The 17,830-nt window shown below is 35.8% G+C and carries 19 protein-coding genes; 15 read left to right on the top strand and 4 right to left on the bottom strand.

Annotation, left to right across the window (positions count from 1 at the left end):
- Positions 1–151 precede the first annotated feature (151 nt).
- Together AAC601_RS01570 and AAC601_RS01575 are read left to right on the top strand one after the other, a co-directional pair.
- The gene (locus AAC601_RS01570) at positions 152–1,081 is read left to right on the top strand and encodes an endonuclease/exonuclease/phosphatase family protein (RefSeq protein ID WP_340152278.1); all 930 of its coding nucleotides are present in this window, start codon (positions 152–154) and stop codon (positions 1,079–1,081) included.
- 211 nt (positions 1,082–1,292) lie between these two features.
- The gene (locus AAC601_RS01575; RefSeq protein WP_340152279.1) at positions 1,293–1,727 is read left to right on the top strand and encodes a hypothetical protein; all 435 of its coding nucleotides are present in this window, start codon (positions 1,293–1,295) and stop codon (positions 1,725–1,727) included.
- 272 nt (positions 1,728–1,999) lie between these two features.
- On the opposite strand, the gene AAC601_RS01580 is transcribed toward AAC601_RS01575, so the two are convergent.
- Positions 2,000–2,128, bottom strand: a complete 129-nt coding sequence (locus tag AAC601_RS01580) for a hypothetical protein (RefSeq protein WP_340152280.1) — start codon at positions 2,126–2,128, stop codon at positions 2,000–2,002.
- Positions 2,125–3,024 (bottom strand): IS110 family transposase, encoded by a 900-nt coding sequence (locus AAC601_RS01585; RefSeq protein ID WP_340152281.1) that lies wholly within the window; start codon positions 3,022–3,024, stop codon positions 2,125–2,127. The genes AAC601_RS01580 and AAC601_RS01585 overlap by 4 nt, the downstream gene beginning before the upstream one ends.
- A gap of 259 nt (positions 3,025–3,283) precedes the next feature.
- Between AAC601_RS01585 and AAC601_RS01590 the strand changes: the two genes are divergently transcribed.
- From AAC601_RS01590 to AAC601_RS01635, 10 genes are all read left to right on the top strand, one after another.
- The gene (locus AAC601_RS01590) at positions 3,284–3,889 is read left to right on the top strand and encodes a hypothetical protein (protein WP_340152282.1); all 606 of its coding nucleotides are present in this window, start codon (positions 3,284–3,286) and stop codon (positions 3,887–3,889) included.
- A gap of 338 nt (positions 3,890–4,227) precedes the next feature.
- Positions 4,228–4,596, top strand: a complete 369-nt coding sequence (locus AAC601_RS01595; protein WP_340152283.1) for a hypothetical protein — start codon at positions 4,228–4,230, stop codon at positions 4,594–4,596.
- Between the two features lie 161 nt (positions 4,597–4,757).
- Positions 4,758–5,282, top strand: a complete 525-nt coding sequence (locus tag AAC601_RS01600) for a hypothetical protein (protein ID WP_340152284.1) — start codon at positions 4,758–4,760, stop codon at positions 5,280–5,282.
- 221 nt (positions 5,283–5,503) lie between these two features.
- Positions 5,504–6,382, top strand: coding sequence for an amidohydrolase family protein (locus tag AAC601_RS01605; RefSeq protein WP_340152285.1), 879 nt, complete (start codon positions 5,504–5,506; stop codon positions 6,380–6,382).
- A gap of 308 nt (positions 6,383–6,690) precedes the next feature.
- Positions 6,691–7,290, top strand: a complete 600-nt coding sequence (locus tag AAC601_RS01610; RefSeq protein ID WP_340152286.1) for a DUF6624 domain-containing protein — start codon at positions 6,691–6,693, stop codon at positions 7,288–7,290.
- A gap of 483 nt (positions 7,291–7,773) precedes the next feature.
- Complete coding sequence (locus tag AAC601_RS01615) at positions 7,774–8,313, top strand: hypothetical protein (RefSeq protein WP_303272058.1); 540 nt, start codon at positions 7,774–7,776, stop codon at positions 8,311–8,313.
- Positions 8,314–8,481: 168 nt separating this feature from the next.
- Entirely contained in the window at positions 8,482–8,919 is a 438-nt protein-coding gene (locus tag AAC601_RS01620; RefSeq protein ID WP_340152287.1) for a hypothetical protein, read from the top strand.
- A 68-nt stretch (positions 8,920–8,987) separates the two neighbouring features.
- Positions 8,988–9,926 (top strand): helix-turn-helix transcriptional regulator, encoded by a 939-nt coding sequence (locus AAC601_RS01625; protein WP_340152288.1) that lies wholly within the window; start codon positions 8,988–8,990, stop codon positions 9,924–9,926.
- A 113-nt stretch (positions 9,927–10,039) separates the two neighbouring features.
- Positions 10,040–11,353: a vanadium-dependent haloperoxidase gene (locus AAC601_RS01630; protein WP_340152289.1), complete on the top strand. Its 1,314-nt coding sequence runs from the start codon at positions 10,040–10,042 to the stop codon at positions 11,351–11,353.
- A gap of 76 nt (positions 11,354–11,429) precedes the next feature.
- Positions 11,430–11,801, top strand: coding sequence for a VOC family protein (locus AAC601_RS01635; protein ID WP_303272062.1), 372 nt, complete (start codon positions 11,430–11,432; stop codon positions 11,799–11,801).
- 88 nt (positions 11,802–11,889) lie between these two features.
- Here AAC601_RS01635 and AAC601_RS01640 read toward each other — a convergent pair whose 3' ends face one another.
- Together AAC601_RS01640 and AAC601_RS01645 are read right to left on the bottom strand one after the other, a co-directional pair.
- The gene (locus AAC601_RS01640; RefSeq protein ID WP_303272063.1) at positions 11,890–12,894 is read right to left on the bottom strand and encodes an adenosine kinase; all 1,005 of its coding nucleotides are present in this window, start codon (positions 12,892–12,894) and stop codon (positions 11,890–11,892) included.
- Between the two features lie 168 nt (positions 12,895–13,062).
- Entirely contained in the window at positions 13,063–13,959 is an 897-nt protein-coding gene (locus AAC601_RS01645; RefSeq protein ID WP_340152290.1) for a glycerophosphodiester phosphodiesterase family protein, read from the bottom strand.
- Positions 13,960–14,043: 84 nt separating this feature from the next.
- Here AAC601_RS01645 and AAC601_RS01650 point away from each other — a divergent pair, with 84 nt between their 5' ends.
- The 3 genes from AAC601_RS01650 to mraZ all read left to right on the top strand — a co-directional run bounded on the left by AAC601_RS01650 (position 14,044) and on the right by mraZ (position 17,826).
- Positions 14,044–15,441, top strand: coding sequence for an MATE family efflux transporter (locus AAC601_RS01650; RefSeq protein ID WP_340152291.1), 1,398 nt, complete (start codon positions 14,044–14,046; stop codon positions 15,439–15,441).
- 448 nt (positions 15,442–15,889) lie between these two features.
- A complete protein-coding gene (locus AAC601_RS01655; RefSeq protein WP_303272066.1) occupies positions 15,890–17,026 on the top strand; it encodes a CoA transferase in 1,137 nt (378 codons plus the stop codon).
- Positions 17,027–17,379: 353 nt separating this feature from the next.
- Positions 17,380–17,826 (top strand): division/cell wall cluster transcriptional repressor MraZ, encoded by a 447-nt coding sequence (mraZ, locus tag AAC601_RS01660; protein ID WP_303272067.1) that lies wholly within the window; start codon positions 17,380–17,382, stop codon positions 17,824–17,826.
- Positions 17,827–17,830 lie beyond the last annotated feature (4 nt).

A 17,830-nucleotide genomic window follows, 5' to 3' on the forward strand; every position in this document is an offset into this window, starting at 1 on the left:
TCTGGAATCTAATTATTCTAAGCTTTTGCAATTAAAGAAGTCTATCAGTTTGCGGAGAAAGCATAAATTACTACTTTCAGTATTTCATAGACCAGTATAGCAAACGGGTTTTATACGGTCGTTATATGCAATAACCGTTTCATATATTTTCATGAAGAAATTCCTCTTTTACATTTTGGTTTTCGCTGTTGCTGTAACTGCTTTTTTCAGCATCCTTGGTTATTTCGGGCAGACTAACTGGAAACTGGATTTATTCAGCCATTTCAAGTGGCAGTATTTTCTAATTCTGACAATCGGAACAGTTATATTATTCTTTATAAAAAGAAAGCTTTCTTTAATCTTCATCCCATTCATAATTGCGATTCTGATAGAAATAGCTCCTTTATATTTCGGAGGCAACAAAGACAAAAGCCTAAATGAAACGACTAAAATTGTTTGCATCAACCTGCTTAGCTCGAACGGTCAATTTGAGGATGTTGAGGAGTACATTAAACAAAAGGACCCCGACCTAATTGTGCTACAAGAGTTCAACAATCTTTGGCAAATGATGCTAGAACCAAAACTGAAGGCCTATAAGTACCGCTTGACCATACCGCGAGACGATAACTTCGGAATAGCTGTTTACAGTAAAATGAATATCTCAGAATTAGAAGAACTGAAAATTGGAGACGCAGGAGTGCCGTCAATTCAAGGTGATATTCTATTGGGAACTTCTAGAGTTAGGTTAATTACCACTCATCCTTTACCCCCTGTTGATACTTGGTATTTTGATCATCGAAACACACAACTTTCTGAACTTGGAACTCTAGTATCAGCACTAGATCATGAGGTAATTGTGATCGGAGACCTAAACACTTCATCATTCTCAACTCATTTCAAGGAACTCATATCGAAATCTGGACTTATTGACACAAGAAAAGGATTTGGCCAACTTACAACTTGGCCAACTTGGTTCAACCTTGCTAAAACAACTCTTGATCACTGCTTAGTCTCTAAAGGAATCTCTGTTAAATCTAGAGAAGTTGGTGAAGATATTGGATCCGATCATTTACCGATTTTCGTAGAGCTAGCTGTAGAATAAATGCATATAACATCCTGTATAAATCATGGCTGTGAGCAGGTTAATGTTCCTCTGGCTCTTTGTAGAAAGCCCGTCAATCCGCAGGATTGCCTTATTGGTGATAATTAAATTAATAACCCAATCCTGCGGATTGCCTCGGTAGTTAATTGAATTTTTTATACTTTTAATCAGCCACGAATTTATACAGTGGCGTTAAGTACAATTACTCTGCATGATAAGACGAAGACCAAGAAGAAATCCAAACAGAAACATTGCTATAATCGTAGGATTTGGAATAGTTTTTATTTCCTTTCTTCTTTTTTATCAGTTCAATTATTCCAGTAATTCTAATTACTATTCTCAACCAAGACAGATAAACTTTAATTTTAGTCTCAAAACCAATAAAGATTTAAAGAACATATCCGTAGAAATTGACAACAAAACCTTCAAAGCACCTAAAGTTCATCAAGAAATTGATACACTATATAATCTTGAATTAAATCCTGAGACAGCTTATAGATTAAGCATTAGCAACCAAGACACTACATTCTTTATTAAAGATTTTGATTACTGGAATGAGCCAAACCTCTTCCTCGAACTAACTGTAGAAGTAGATAGTCAAATTAGAGTTACAGATGAGTACTTTGAGGCGTTTATGAATCTATAAAAAATGTACTTAACATCATATAAAACCCATTTGCTCACCACCTTGTGGGAGATTGAGTGCTAAATATCCCGTAATTTATGCTGGCTTTTCATAGCTGGCAACCAAGGATATTGCTTTTGTCAAGTATGCACCTAATTATTCAGAGCTTTTGCAATTAATGAAGTGTATCAGTTTGCGGAGAAAGCATAAATTACTACTTTCAGTATTTCATAGCCAAGTATAGCAAACGGGTTTTATACAGGCGATATCCATGATAATTTCAAGCTTTTCATCTATTTTTTATCCAATTTCTCTACATATGGTGTTCCTCGTTTAACAACCGCTACTACTCTATGTAATAATTTATTCCGAACTGCATTGATGGCACTCATTTTCCCTTTACCTTCTTCTACTTTTCTCAAGTAATAATTCCGTAATTCCTCAGACACCTAATGGCATTCATCGAAGCCATATGTAGGTGGCTTTTCAACACTTTATTGGCAAATTTAGAGGTGCCAGCTGGTGCATAAACACTTGTCCCACTCTGATACTCAAAAGGAGCTACACCGCAATAGCAAGCTAATTTTCTTCCATCTAGCATTCTACTAAAGCCATGGGTGTACACAATCAGATCTATTGCTAGTACTTTACCCACACTCTTTACTGAAGTGATCAACTCATATAATGCTCGTACTTCTTTATCAATACTTACCAGCTCTAACATCTTGGCCTCGACCTTTTCTATGGAATTCTTTAAACCCGTCAGTGCTTGTCTACACATGGAGCGCATTTCTCTTCCTGCTTTCTTATCAAAAGTCTCCATTTCCTTGATGGCTTTCTCCTGACTCTCTTTGCTTTTCATTAAACGAACCCTAGTTCGCATTAAGTACTGAAGCCTATCTAGGGTGGTAGACGTCAGTTGTACTAATTTAGCCTCCTTTTGATGAGTGTAAGCAAAGATGGCTATCCGCTCGGCATCGATTTTGTCCGACTTGCCTCTTACTAAGCCCATACTTCTTTTAATGTGTAAAGAAGATTCCATCCAAACTTTACAGCCTCCACTCAATAGGTATTTTACTAGATTTCTGGTATAGATTCCGGTATGTTCCATGCAGAACAAGCTTTGACTTTCCACTTCATTACCCAAGCTTTTCATCCACCGTTTCATATTCAAATAACCCTCCTTAGTGTTAGTCAACACTTTTGTTTCATACTCACCAGTCGTGGTATCAATCATGCATACGTCTAAACTCTCCTTACTTACATCAATTCCTATGATGTAAGCGTACATTGTTTGATTAAGTGACAGTTTCTTCATAATTTCATTTAATTAAATTCTAAACCTTGGTATTGGGTCCACGTGGTCAACGTTCCCTGATATCCATTTGAATCTGTAAATGAGAAGCAGTTTGCCGAATCGCCCGATAGGTCTTAATACCTGGTTAGCGCATGGTACTCAAACTGCTTCTTTTTCTTTATTAATTTAAGGATTTTATAATAAATGGAAATCTTGGAATAATTATATGGTTACAATCTAAAGGTTAGTAGCAATAAAGCTTCATCATTATCAGCGATTCATGGAAGAAATAATTAATTCAGTATGGTTCATCATATCCGGCTATTTGATTGGAATAATTTCAATCATTGTTGCCGTGGTTACATACAGAAAGTCTAAGGTAATAAAAAGACCTTGTGCATTTAATAGAACAAATAATCTAATTTCAAAATCAAAAAATACGATTTCAGATATTCAAATTACAGCTGAGTATAAAGGAGTTCCAGTAGAGACATTATCATATACGAAGGTTGCGTTCTATAACGCTGGAAAAAGAACGATAAAAAATTCTGATTTAACACAAATAGATCCTTTGAGAATTGAAATTGAAGATGAAGTAATTTATGATTATGAGATTATCTATTTCTCAAAAGAAGCAAATAATTTTAAACTTGATAAGGTTGATGGACATACTGTTCTAATAAACTTCGACTATATTGATTTTAAGCAAGGTGTAATCATTAAGATAATTCATTCTGGTAATACCCCGACATATACCTCGAAAAATTTAAAGGTAAAAGGGACAGTAATTGGCGCAAAAAAGATTGAGACACCACATCCTTCATTTCCACCAACTAATTTTTTGTTGGCATCAGAAATATTTTATGAAGATGAAATATTGATCTAAAAATAGCTACTAACAATATATAAAACCCATTTGCTCACCACCTTGTAGCCACTTGTCTGCTAAATAGCCCGTAATTTATGCTTGCTTTTCATAGCGAGCAAACAAGAATAGAGTTCTGTTCAAATATGACACCTAATTATCCTAAGCTTTTGCAAATAATGAAGTGCATCAGTTTGCAGAGAAAGCATAAATTACTACTTTCAGTATTTCATAGACCAGTATAGCAAACGGGTTTTATACGGTCGTTGTGGAGCATTAGTGTTACAATGATGAGAAAAATTTCAGCAACTATATTTCTGTTTTTAGTATTTGCTTGTAACAACAAGAATTCTACATATGTGGACAAGTATTCCGTGATAATACATGAGCATGACTATTACTCAAAAAATTACAAAACCTTTATTCCCACAAAAGAAGACATCTCAAAAGGTTTAATTCTGTTTAAGAAGGAGATTAATAGTTCAGATTATTTTTTTAAAGGTTCGCCTGAAATTGTAGACTCTGTTTACAAACAATACTTCGGTTACTACGATGATGACCATAAAGTACTCATGATTAATTGCTTGTGTGAACTGATGGAGTTCCCAGACAGCATAGACTACTTCAATAGGAAGCTAATAATTCCAGATGATGGAGGCATTTGCTATTTCAGAGGATATGTAAACTTGAGTAATAATAAAGTAGAACTTCAAGTAAATGGGAATTAAACAGACGACTCCACAACATCATATAAAACCCATTTGCTCAGCACCTTGTAGGAAATCGAGTGCTAAATTGCCTGTAATTTATGCTTGCTTTTCATAGCTGGCAACCAAAGATATTGCTTTGGTCAAGTTTGGTGCTTAATTATTCAAAGCTTTTGCAATTAATGAAGTGTATCAGTTTGCGGAGAAAGCATAAATTACTACTTTCAGTATTCCATAGACCAGTAAAACAAACGGGTTTTTACACGCGCCCCTTAGCAATCAAAATGAAAATTGAAATCAATAAGACATTCAAACTAAAGAAAGGAGAAATTTCATTTGCCCCAAGTGGACTGAAAATTTCAGATAACTCTAAGAAACAAAATCTAATGCAATTATTAAGCTCGGGTATGTGGACGATTTATGGAGTAATATCTGTATTTAGATATTTTAAAACGGGCGACCAATTTTTACTCTGGTCAGGTTTGTTTATTGGTTTAGCTCATTTGGTGCTTTTCTCCTTAAATCTATTTCGGTCAAACAAGAATGTAATTTTATTTGACGACATAAAGTCTATAAAAGTTGGAGAGAGGTTCAGCAATAAAGTATTAGACATTAGATTAAAAAATAATAGACTTCGAAGAGTTACTGGCGTACAAAATTCGCAAGAACTTGACGAATATATAAATCAAATATTGAGAACAAGATAGATCGAGGTTGTTAGCATTCTTTTAAAAATCATGGCTGTTATGAGGTTAATGTGATTTCATTTTACCGTAGACGGTATGGTAAACTGCAGGATTGACTTTTTTATGAAAATTAATTTAAAAAATATAATCCTACCAATTACCTCGGTAATTAACTTAATTTTTCTTAATTTTAATAGGCTACGTGTTTATTGACTGGCTTGATGAATTAAAAACCAGACGAAATGAAAAGGGTATTGAACATTCTGATATTTATACCATTTTTTAGTTTTTCTCAAGGAGGTAATCAACCAATTATTGACATGCATCTTCATGATTATACGGAGCAAACTTATTACACAGCTCCAGCGCCTGATGGTGTCATGTCCCCAAAAGACTATCAAACTTATAGGTTTGAATTGCTGAAAGTTCTCCATAAATACAATGTTAAAAAAGCGGACGTCAGCACTATCGGGGGGGCAAATAAATTGGATAAGGAGGGAATTTTTATCCCAGGCTATTATACAAATAGTCCACCAGAGGATACGATTGCTTTTAGGCAACTAATTGAATCTGGCGAACTGAAAGTATTTGGAGAAATAGGAGCTGCCTACGATGGACTTGCATTGTCAGATTCCAAATTTGAGCCCTTTTTAAAAATTTGCGAACGATACGATATTCCAGTAGCTGTTCACACGGGAGGAGGACCAGCTGATATTACTTATAGATGTTGTCCGAATTTTAGAATTAAATTTGGTGACCCCTATTTAATTGAGGATGTCCTCGCTAAATTCCCAAATTTGAGAATCTATATGATGCATGCAGGGGAAGTTTTTTATGAAAATGCCCTAAGGTTGATGCTTCAATATTCCCAATTGTATACTGATTTAGGTGTTATTCTCTGGGTTCACGAGCAACCGAAGGATTTTGCGGAGCAATTTTTAAGGAATGCGAAAAAATATGGGCTAATTGACCGGGTTATGTTTGGCTCCGACCAGATGGTGTGGCCGCATGCCATTGAAAAAAGTATAAACGAGTTAAATAGTTATAGTTTTCTTACTGAAGAGGACAAAAAGAAAATATTTTACGATAATGCTGTTAACTTTTTAGAATTAGAAGAATGATAGCATGAAATATTTTAGAGTAAGCTGAGTTAGATTCATAATTTAGGATTCAGGACTGCTGTACATAGAGAGTTGCAATTAAAAGTTTTCAATGCAATAGCAGACTATATCGAGATAAAACACAGAATATTGGATTTAATGAAAATCTGAATTTCTAAAAAAGTTGAACCCAGATTAATAGAAATGGCAGTTATAGGATTTAAGAGTACGTCTTATCGTATACATGCTTTTCAGAGCATTGGAAATGAAACTTTCCAGAAAGTCTTCACTTTTCGCCTCGGTGTTACAAGAAGCAACTTTTTTTCAATATGACCTACCCAGAAATTACTCGTACAATAACTAAAATAAAGAAAGCTGACCTGGCGCTTCGACAACAACTTGTGGACAAAGGCCAGCTAGGGGAAAGTTATGATAAAGAAATGGAAGAGCTGCATAACAAGAATGCAGGGATTCTTGATGAAATTATAGATGCAATTGGTTATCCGACCCCTGAGAAAGTGGGCGAAGAAGCATCTGAAGCCAGCTGGTTGATCATTCAACATTCAATTAGTCGGCCCGACTTCATGCGGAAGTGTGCACAGCTACTCGAAAATGAAGTTAAGGCAAAAAAGGCTAACCCAAAGAATTTAGCTTACCTGACCGACAGGATAGCGGTTTTGGAGGGTAATCCACAACACTACGGCACTCAATTTGATTGGAGCGAGGAGAGGCAATTAAGTCCAAATAGAGTTGATAATTGGGCTCAAGTAAACGAACGAAGAAAATCGATTGGGCTAAACACGCTGGAACAGCAAACGGAGGTAATTAGAAAGCAAGCCAGATTGGAAAATAATGTTCCCCCAGCTGATTTTGAAAAAAGAAAGCAAGAAATGGACAACTGGAGGCAGAAGGTGGGCTGGATAAAGTAGGATGGATAGTTTTCCAATGGGTTCCTAAATTCCCCATATTTGTTGCTAGTGAAAGCAATTGCAAACGTGTTTTTAGAATGAAAACTAAGAAGTACTATGATTTTTAGCTTTTGATATTAAAATACCTTATTTATCAAAGAAGTAAACAGTAATCAAAGATTCTCATTTATATATGAAAATGGGTCAACTTAAATTGTGGGTGAATTGAATGGTCAATATTTCAAACTTCCAGGCGAATTCGTCTGGCATAAGCATGAACGAAAAGAGGAGCAAGTCGTGATTATCCTTTTGACTGCAGTTTCTAATATAAATAGCTGCCATATTGGAGACGCAATGTTCAAATAAATGAAAGAGATAGCCTTTTTTAGGATAGCTCGACAAGAAGGAATTGTAGAGCAGTGTTTTATTTGCAAGAATTGTGAATCATAAGAAAAAAGATTTTAATTTACCGTAACAATTAGTCTATACATCTAAGGTATTCACATGTGGAATTTAAAATATATCCTCTATTCATTATTAGCTGTAGTTTTCACTTTTTTAATTCATGAGTTCTCGCATTGGATGATGGGAGAATTGCTTGGATATGAAATGAGAATGACTCTCAATACCGCCTATCCTGAAATTAGGAAGTATTATCATGACTGGCACTTTCAATTGATCAGTTCAGTTGGTCCGATTATTTCCCTTGTTCAGGCGATTATTTTTTACTTATTACTAAAGAAGTATTCAAACTATAACCTTTATCCATTTCTATTTACGTGTTTTTATATGGCTGTTCTATCAGGTGCATTGAGTTTTATAGGTAAAAATCCAAATGACTTAGGAAGAATAGGTATTTATCTTAATATTGGATCTGCCACTTTACATATCTTCTATATCATAATAAATTTTCTACTTGTTTATTTCATCTCCAAAAAACAGCATTATGGTTGGAAATTTAATTTAATCACCTATTTGATTATAACAGTATTCACATCTATATGGATATTGACAAATCAAGCTTTAAAGATAGTGCTTCTTTAGCGAATAAGATTCCAGCTATGGGAAAGAACTTGGTAATACAGCTTAGAAGAGGGGTTAAGCCTTTTTTCATACTAATATGAGACCTTTTTCCTACCCAATTCTTTATTTTTATAAAGTGAAGTCTAATAGTTTTGACAAAATGATTGTTAAACTTATAATTATGTAGTCATGAAAAATCACAGTCTAGTTTTATTTACTTTCCTTCTAATGTGTTCAATAACATTTTATGGACAATCTCAGAACAATGGTGTTTCTATTTCAAATAAGTCACAGACCTCGCTGGATCTGCAAAGAAGTATTATTTTGGAAAACGACTCAGAGTCAAAAGAGGTAATCATAAATATTTCAGAAAATACCATCAGATTTGACCTTATAATTAGCACATCTGTTTCGGGTGGACAGCTTTTAATTGAATTCTACAGTCCGGATAACAAGAAGCAAGGGAACTTCACAGTGGGAACACAGCTTAATTCAATAAAGAGAGAAATGGCGAAGGGTACGATTAGGAAGTCCTTAAATGAACCGCAGGCAGGACAGTGGAAAATACAGATAATTCCTACCGAAGCAAGTGGTGAAATAGAGATTCAGGCACGTACGGAAAATTAATTGTAGACAGTATGCTAGGTAGGTATGTTATAGTATTTTCTATTTGCTTTATTCTAAATCCTATGAGTATGTTAGGTCTAGAGAAATCAGAAGTTGAAATATCGGGAAAGTTAACGATAGATGACTCTTGGGATTCTAAGATTTACTTATCTCATATACCTACGTTTGATGATATGTATTTGATGTCGAATGAAATGATTTTGGCAGCGGCTACCATTGACAGTCTTGGCTACTTCCAATTCCATTTAGATTTCTTACCTAAATCAGATAATCTCTACAGGCTTCACCTCATTAAAAAAGGGGATAGCCGCGCAACATTGATAATTGGAGGAAAAAATGAAAACCACTTGTTCATCATTGCAAACAGCGAGAGTAATCTTGAATTAATCAATACATCTAAAAACCCACCATTTAGACAGGTCAGTTTCATGCGATCAAGTAGTAATTCTGATTTTCAGAAAGTGACGCAGTTGCTTTTTTTTGCGGATAGTATCGCTTCTGAAAGTTCTGCATCAAAGCGTGCCTTGCTTGAATCAGAATTGCAGAAGGATTTGCAGCTGATTGCAGATACTTCAAATAACCTACTAGTTTCACTTTATGCACTTTGTAATAGTGACCTTAATTCAAGAAATCCTTCGAATATTGAGTTTTTAGAAACTTATTTTAGTAAGTGGGACAATACAGATAGTGAATACCTCAAGGCTTTTCGGAGTGAATTGCCAGTTAAAGATCAAAGCTCAAATTCTTATTTACTTGTTGTCACTATTGTATTGATGTCCACGGTTATCGGATTTTTAATCTTCAGGACAAGATTTAAAAAAGCTAGTGATTTAGAAAAATTAAGTATCCAGGAACGAAAAATATTTGAGGTTTTGCAACGAGGGGCTAGTAACCAAGAGATCTCTGACCATTTCAATATTGGTTTGAGCACAGTGAAATCGCACCTCAGCAGTATTTATTCAAAATTGAATGTGAAATCAAGGAAAGATATCGTTGATTTGAAGTAATAAAAAGTGCTAGGAAAGCATACCTGGCTGGTTTAATAATTGGTATCTGGTAATTAATAGTGAGATTTTTTATTAACCATGTCTTGCTTATTTTTGCGAAAAATAAAGTGCTAATGACTAAATTTTCAGATTACTGTAAACAGCTTATATTTTCTTTAAGTTTTCTACTAGCCATGCTATCAAGTGTAGGAAGTAATGCCCAATTAACTGAATACAGAGCTTTTAAATTTGATTTTGCAGAACAGTTTGATCCATTGTCGGAGAAACAAATGGCTGAAGAAATTAAGAGTATTCAACTATTGCAAGAAAACCTCAATGATTCTGACCTCCAACAAATTAAGTATTGGAATAATGCTTACCCCTCTTACCGATGGCATCAGATTTTAATGGAGATCGGTAATGAATATCAGGGTCATAAAAATGGTGGCAGAGTCGCAATTTTGCATTTAGCAATTTACGATGCAATGGCAGTAGTTTGGAAACGCAAACTAAAATTTAATCAAAGCCCACCCTATGAATTAAATGAGGGAATTACTCAATTTGGAATAAAAACTGATTACTCTTCATTTGTCTGTGAATGGAGTGCAGCAGCAGCTGCTGCCCATCAAGTAATCTCTTATTATTTCCCTGAAAGCAAAGGAAAAATGGATAGCCTGTTTTCTCAGTTTAAGGAAGCCCGGCTCAAAACCGCTTTACAATTTCCTTCCGATATTGAGAAGGGGATTAAAATTGGTAAAGCGATAGCAGCAGAATATATAAATTATGCTAAAACTGATGGGACGAAAGAAATATGGAACGGAAAGATTCCTAAAGGTAAAAATTTATGGTTGGGAACTCCCAGTAAATGGGATCCCATGAAAGCAAAGTGGAAACCATTGACCTTAGAAAGTCAAGATCAATTCCTTCCTGGGCCACCGCCAAATGATTGGGAAGAGGAAATGGAAGAACTGCGCCAATTCAATAAAACCCACCAAAGCAGTGATATTGCTTGGAAATGGAAAAGTCAACCCGTTTTTGATCTCCTGATTGAACGTAAAATCTTGGAGTATAATTTGGATGCCTTTGAATCGGCTTTTGCCACAGCCTTATTTCATACTGCCCGCTTTGATGCTACCATTGCAGCATGGGACGGAAAATATCATTACTGGACGATTCGACCCTTCCAGTATGATCCAGAATTTAAACCTTTACTAGTGCAGACTCCAAACTTTCCTGGCTATCCTGCGGGACATACTACTGTGGCCGGTGCATTGGCTGAGGTGTTGTCTTATTTATTTCCAAGGGATGAGAGGCAGTTTCGTCAGCTCGCTTTGGAATGTTCAGAATCGCGTTTTGAAGGAGGGGTACATTTTAGAACAGATAATGAAGTTGGTTTAGAGGTGGGAAAAGAAGTGGGGGAATTTGTGATCAAAAATTTCGATAATTAAAAATTGGGTCGAAGAAACGGCTAACTAATTTTTTTTTATTAAATTGATTACATAAGTTAAAGAAAAATTGTATAAAATGAAGTTAGGTGCATTTTCAGTCAGTTTAGCAGTAAAGGATCTACAAACCTCAAAGAGCTTTTATGAAAAGCTAGGATTTGAAAAGTTTGGAGGAGATATGGAAATGAATTATCTCATTATGAAAAATGGGGATTCTTTGATTGGACTTTTTCAAGGCATGTTTGAGGAAAATATCTTGACCTTCAATCCGGGCTGGGATTCAAGTGCTCAGGAAGTGGAAGGTTATGATGATGTTAGAGCAATTGAAAAGGAATTGAAAAGCAAGGGGATTCAATTTGCTCAAGAAACGGACGGGAGTAAAAGCGGTCCGGCAAGTTTTGTAATTACCGACCCCGATGGAAATACGATTTTGGTTGATCAACATATTTGAAAAAGAAAAAGCCTCTAAATCACGTTAAGAGGCTTTTAAATTCCATTTCGAAAATTATTTATAATTTCTATTTTGTTATTATTTATTACTAATTATTCTGCCATCTATTCAATAACTCTTTAGCATCAGGCCAAGTTAATCTTGGTCCCATTTGCGTAACGATTTTCGAACTGGCCAAAGAGGCTAATTTTCCAGCATCAGCATAGCTATGACCATTGGTAATGGCATATAAAAAAGCACCGGCAAACATGTCACCTGCACCATTGCTGTCTATGGCTTTTACTTGGTAGGGTTCGATATCAATAAATGTGTCTCCATCATAGATAACAGCACCATTTTTCCCTTGCGTGATGGCAAATTTCTTCGCCACTTTCTTTAATTCTTCCCGGATACTTTCAATATCATTTTCTCCTGTGAATAAAGCAGCTTCTTCCTCATTGCAGAATAGTAAGTCCACACTAGCACCCACCACAGATTCCATTTGCTCTTTGAAATATCTCACCATCGATGGATCTGAAAAAGTTAAGGCAGTTTTTACGCCATTTTCTTCTGCAATTTTCTTAGCTTTTTTCATAGCAGCCAATCCACTTTCAGAAGTCACTAAGTATCCTTCCAGATACAAATATTTAGAATCTTTAAGTGCGTACTCATGAATTTCTTTTTCAGAAAAATCAGAAGTAATTCCTAAGAAGGTATTCATCGTTCTTTCAGCATCAGGAGTGGTCATCACCAAAACTTTCCCTGTTGTCCCAACGGGTGCAGTTTCTGGAGTTAAAACAGTATCTAGCCCATTTGCTTTCAAATCATTAAGAAAGAAGACGCCTTCAGTGTCATTGGCTACTTTGCAAGAGTAAAATCCTTTGGCACCAAACTGACTCGCGGCTACTAAGGTATTGGCAGCAGATCCTCCGCCTTGCATGTGCTCTTCCGTAATTTTCATAGAATTGAGTAGTTCTGCCTGACGATCTTCTTCAACCAATGTCATTACCCCTTTCTCTACTTTATTCTCCAGTACGAACTCTTCTGATACTTCTGTGATAATATCGACTAAGGCATTACCTATTCCGTAAACATCATATTTTTTGTTGGACATAATATTTAATTAGTATTTAATAATTAGGAATTATGAGATTGCTCTTTTCAAAAAAAAGCAGAAACCTGTCAGGTTTAAGATATTAAGGGTACAGTAATTATTTTACTATATGTTACATTTAATTAAATAAAACCTGACAGGTTTTATATCTTTTTTCTCACAGCAAAATTAAGGATTATTGCGGAATTTGTCGGCTAATTGAGGATAATCTGTAATAATGCCGTCAACCCCTTTTTTCAGTAATCTTTTAGCATCTTTTTCTTCATTTACTGTCCATGGGATGATTTTTACTCCTTTTTCATGAAGCGAAGTCACCATATTTTTATCCACTAATTGGTGATAAGGACTGTAAATTGCAGGCGTAAACCCCAATTCTTCAAACTGTTTTTCCCAAGCACCACTTTCATAAACCAATGCGGCCAATGGAACTTTAGGGAAAGTTTTATGGAAGTGTTTCAATACATCAAAATCAAATGATTGGATGTTCCATTTTTCTTGTGGGTATTCCATAAATAGTACCTTAAAGACTAAGCGACTAAATTTCTTGATATTAGGATGATAGACATTCTGCATGCCGTCTTCATACTTAATTTCCACATTCATAAAAGGAAGCTCTTTTCCTTCTTTTTCACAGTATTCAATTGTTTTTTTAATAATATCATAGAGTAAGGGCTTAGGAGAACTAACTTGTTTTTGATTTGGGAAATCAGGGTTTTTCAGGCTTCCGCAATCACATTTTTGCAGTTCCTCGTAAGTCATTTTGTATATATTCCATCCTTTTTCTGCTCTTTCAGTGATGGGTTGACCAGCAGTATCTAAACATATTTTGTGGTTTAAATAGGGTTCATGTGAAAGCACCACTTTTTCATCTTTGGTGATGACTACATCCATTTCCAAAGTAGTCATGTTTTGATCTATGGCATATTGAAATGCAGGCCAGGTATTTTCAGGATAAACCCCTCTGGCTCCTCTGTGGCCTTGCCAGTCTATGTTTTCGTAGTTTTCAGGAGTTTGGGAGCATGCCGAAATCATAAGAATTAGGGAAAAGAGAATTAGATTTTTCATTTTACTATGGATTTAAAATAAGTAACAGCAATTTAATCAGTTAAAATTAACTCATTATTAAATTTTTGTGTAAATCGCATTTCAATGCTTCAAAGAATCCGAAAATATATCGTATTTCTTCAGTATGCTATCAAAGGCACTAATGAGGACCTTACTAATATAAAAATTAGCCGGGCTATTATTCTATTGTCTATTCCTATGGTTTTAGAAATGGTGATGGAGTCGCTTTTTGCCGTGGTGGATGTGTTTTTTGTGGCTCAGGTGAGTACGAATGCAGTGGCTACTGTTGGACTTACGGAATCCGTAATCACTATTGTTTATTCATTAGGAATTGGTTTAAGCATGGCAGCAACCGCTATGGTGGCCAGACGAATCGGGGAGAAAAAGAAGAAGGAAGCCTCTCATACAGCAGTTCAATCCATCATTTTGACAGTAGCAGTTTCTTTGGTTTTGAGTGTGGCAGGCTTTATTTATGGCGAGGATGTTCTTCGATTAATGGGAGGCGAAGAAGAGTTAATTCAAGAGGGCAAATGGTACACTAAGATTCTATTTGCTAGCAATGGTACCATTATGCTGCTTTTCTTGATCAATGGAATTTTCCGTGGCGCAGGAAATGCTGCCATAGCCATGCGTGCTCTGTGGTTAAGCAATATTTTGAACATGATCCTAGATCCGATCTTTATTTTCGGATGGGGACCTATCCCAGCCATGGGTGTGACTGGCGCTGCGGTGGCTACAGCAATAGGCAGAAGCATTGGGGTTTTATATCAATTGTATCACCTTTTGAAAGGGACTGGTGTGATCAGTGTTTCTTTTCAACATATTAAGCCAGATTTCGCGGTTCTGAAAAGGATTGTAAAAATTGCTTCCGGTGGAGTAGGACAGTTTTTAATTGAATCCGCAAGCTGGATATTTTTAGTTCGAATCATATCTAATTTTGGAAGTGAAGTTTTGGCAGGCTACACGATTGCTCTGAGAATTATCATTTTCACGATTCTACCATCCTTTGGAATTAGCAATGCAGGCGCAACTTTAGTGGGACAAAATTTAGGGGCAAAACTACCGGATAGAGCCGAGAAATCCGTCTGGTTGGCAGCTCGTTATAATGTTGTTTTCCTTTTCTCGGTGTCTTTAATTTTCTATATTTTTTCTAATGAAATTGTAGGGATTTTCACGGATGTAGAGACGGTAAAAAAAGAAGCTATCAAGGCAGTGCGCTATATTTGCTTTGGTTATATCTTCTTCGCTTACGGTATGGTGTTGAGTCATGCTTTCAACGGGGCGGGGGATACCAAAACACCTACAATCATTAATTTTGTATGCTTCTGGCTGTTTCAAATTCCATTGGCCTATTTCATGGCAAATGATCTAGGTTTTGGTTCTGATGGTGTTTACCTGGGGATTGTTTTTGCCTTTGCACTTTTAGCAGTAATTTCAATTATCTGGTTCAAAAGAGGGAAGTGGAAATTGACTGAGGTTTAGTTTTTTTTTCAAAGCAATTGTTGATTAACAATACCATAAAGTATTGCAAAATTGCTATTTTCTTGCGAGCTGGAGGCTAGTGGAATGTGAAATTTCATAAAATCTTCTCAATTTAATTAATCTACAAAATTTGTTCGAAGAGTGCGGGGGGGGGGAGGAAAGTTTAGCGGGCCTGCTTGTGCAGACAAGCCAGCGTGGGTGTAGCGGGTCGAAGCATTAAACTTTCTTGATTTTTTGAATCTTTTTTATCAAGAAAAAAGATTGAGTGATATTAAAGTATTGAACTCTGCTACTAACTGATAACTGAATCAAAAATCTAATTAAGTAAATAGGTAAAAATGCCAGCTGAGACATTATTTTCTACTATATGTAACCAAATGGAAAGAAATATTCATAAATTCATCATACGAAATTTATACCAATTTCAAATTTACTTTTAAAATTAAATATGCCTCCAATCTTCAAAACCCTTCGCGTAATCGAATTAGCAAACGTCCTCGCAGGTCCTTCTGTAGGTCAGTTTTTTGCTGAGCTAGGCGCTGAAGTAATTAAAATAGAAAATCCAAAAACAAATGGCGATGTCACCCGCTCATGGAAGCTTAACAATGAAAATGCTGAAGATTCAGTTTCAGCCTATTTCTCGGCAGCGAACAGCGGTAAAAAATCAATTGGACTCGATATCACTGATCAGCAAGACTTATCCATTTTACATAAATTAATTACCAAATCCGATATCGTAATTGCCAGTTATAAAGCAGGTGATGCTGAGAAGTTGAAGGTTGATTATCAATCTTTAAAGTCCATCAATTCTAAGATTATCTACGGCCAAATAACAGGCTATGGAGATGATAATGAACGGGTGGGATACGATGCCATCATCCAGGCGGAAAGCGGTTTTATGAGTATGAATGGCGAACCTGACGGTAGCTCTTTGAAAATGCCAGTTGCTCTAGTGGATGTTTTAGCTGCACATCACTTGAAAGAAGCAATTTTACTAGCATATATCAACCTGCTTAAGACCAATGAAGGAGCAAAAGTATCAGTATCACTATTTGAATCTGCAATTGCTTCATTAGCCAATCAGGCTACAAATTATTTGATTGCAGGCCACGATCCGCAAAAGATGGGGGCTGAGCATCCTAATATTTCACCTTATGGAACAGTTTTGCATACTTCCGATCAAAAAGAAATTCTTTTGGCTGTAGGGACCAATACTCAATTTCAAAAACTTTGTGATATTTTGGAAATACCCAAAATGGCTCTGGATGAAGATTTTAAAACCAATGCCTCGAGAGTAGAAAATAGAAAAAAATTAAATCAATTATTGCTGGAAAAAGCCCAGTCTTTTGAATCGGAAACCCTACTCAATAAATTAAAATCTGCTCAGGTTCCTGCCGGAAAATTGCAATCGGTTGGACAGGCTTTGGAAGGAAATGACGGCCAAGAAATGATTATGAAATTTGAGGAATCTGTAACAGGATTAAGAAATTTTGCGGCTAATTTATCATTCATGGGAAGAATCTCCCACCTTGCCCCACCACCCGAATTTGATCAAGATAGAACCGAAATATTGGCTTTGCTGTAGTTTGCGTAAAGATTACACCCAAAAGTCAGGTTTTTTGAATCTTACACTTTGTATTTTTTCTTGGATTACGATTTATTTCTGATTTCCAAATAGTTACGATATTTTCCAATAGAAATTATGAAAGTCATAACTTATTGAATAACAGGAGTTTATTTTTTCATCGACCGGAAATAATCAATAGTCGAGGACAGAAAGAAATACTGCGAATCTTTTATTTTGAGCCAGTTTTCCTTGACTTTTTTATGTCAAGAATGTAATCTTTTGAAGAAAAGTGTAAAAAAGTGGGGGAAAGTGGTATGAAATGTCGCATATTGTTTTAGCTTTGCATATAAGAAATTGTGTAAACTGTAAGCATGGCATTCTTCACCGGTGAATATGATTGTAAGCTAGACGCCAAAGGGCGTATGGTCTTGCCTGCCAAGATCAAAAATGCTCTACCTGAGGGTAGCGGTGATGAAATAGTGGTGCGCAGAGGATTTGAGCCATGTTTGGTGCTTTACCCGATGCTCGAATACAAAAAGATTTTTTCAAAGATTGCCGGCTTGAACGAATTTAATGCAGAATACAGAAATCTACAGCGCAATTTCTTCAGGGGCAATGCAATCGTGGAACTCGATAGTGCCGGAAGAATTTTGATTCCTAAGAACATGATGGCCTTTGCCGGATTAGAAAGAGAATCGATAGTAGTAGGGATGGGAAATAGAGTTGAAATATGGGATGCATCGAAATATGATGATTACCTCATTAAAGACCAGAAAGAATTTTCTGATTTAGCTGAGAAACACCTTTTTGAATCTTAATCCC

The organism is uncultured Marivirga sp., from assembly GCF_963974845.1.
GTDB classification, from domain to species: Bacteria; Bacteroidota; Bacteroidia; order Cytophagales; family Cyclobacteriaceae; genus Marivirga; species Marivirga harenae.